Genomic DNA, 1,321 nt, shown 5'->3' on the forward strand with positions numbered 1-1,321 from the left:
CAGCAGGCCCTCCGTCATCCGGGACCACCGGTTCGAACGGCAACCGACATACCGAACGAGCCGCATCTGTGCGGCCGACCAAGAGAGCGAGACAACCATGACGACCAGCAGACGCACCGTGCTGACAGCGGCGGTGGGAGCCGCGGCGACAGCGGCAGCAGCGGCGACGACCCCGGCCGCTGCCGCCGGCACGACGACGGCCCCGCAAGGGACACGCGGCACGCGCGACCCGGTCCGGCAGCGATTCGGATCCCTGGCCGACGGCACCGGCGTCGACCTGTGGACGCTCCAGAACGACGGCATCCGTCTGCGCGTGCTGTCGTACGGCGGCATCGTCCAGGGCCTGGAGGTGCCGGACCGCCGGGGGAGCTGGGTGAACGTGTCCCTCGGCTTCGACAACCTGGACGACTACGTGGCGAAGAGCCCGTACTTCGGTGCGGTGATCGGCCGTTACGGCAACCGCATCGCCGGCGGCAGGTTCACGCTGGACGGGACCACCTACCGTCTCCCGGCGAACGACGGTCCGAACAGCCTGCACGGCGGGGACCAGGGCTTCGACAAGCGGGTCTGGGACGTCGAACCGTTCCGGCGGGGCGCCGACACCGGGCTCACGCTGCGGCGCGTCAGCCCCGACGGCGAGATGGGGTACCCCGGCACGCTCACGGTCCGGGTCGACTACATCCTCACGGCACGGGGCGAGTTCCGCGTCGACTACGAGGCGACGACGGACCGGGTCACCGTCGTGAACCTCACCAACCATACGTACTTCAACCTCGCGGGCGAGGGAAGCGGCACCGTCCACGACCACCGGCTGCGTATCGACGCCACCCGCTACACGCCGGTGGACGCCACCCTCATCCCGACGGGCGCCCTGGCGCGCGTCGCCCGGACGCCCTTCGACTTCCGGCTGGGCAAGCCCATCGGCGAGGACATCCGCCAGGGGCACGAGCAGATCCTCCTGGGGCAGGGGTACGACCACAACTTCGTGCTCGACAAGGGGATCACCGCGCAGCCGCGGAAGGCCGTCACGGTCACCGAGCCCACGTCGGGGCGGGTCATGACGATCGCCACCACGGAGCCGGGCCTGCAGTTCTACAGCGGCAACTTCCTCGACGGCACCCTGAAGGGCACCTCGGGCCGGGTGTACCGGCAGGGCGACGGGTTCTGCCTGGAGACCCAGCACTTCCCCGACTCGCCCAACCGGCCGGAGTTCCCCACCACCGTGCTCCGCCCGGGACAGGTGTACCGGTCCTCGACCGTGCACTCCTTCGGCACGCTCTGACCGGGACGCCCACAGCACCGTGCCCCGGCCCTCCGCAGC

1 protein-coding gene is annotated in these 1,321 nt (G+C 70.9%); it reads left to right on the plus strand.

Annotated features, from left to right (window positions below):
- The first annotated feature begins 97 nt into the window (after positions 1-97).
- Positions 98-1,282, plus strand: coding sequence for an aldose epimerase family protein (locus ACWGH4_RS35125; RefSeq protein WP_453467968.1), 1,185 nt, complete (start codon positions 98-100; stop codon positions 1,280-1,282).
- Positions 1,283-1,321 lie beyond the last annotated feature (39 nt).

It is taken from the genome of Streptomyces sp. NPDC054847 (genome assembly GCF_053610925.1).

What these genes read in the sequence shown, in the direction of transcription:
- ACWGH4_RS35125 (WP_453467968.1), top strand. Translation starts at nt 98, where the DNA reads ATGACGACCAGCAGACGCACCGTGCTGACAGCGGCGGTGGGAGCCGCG.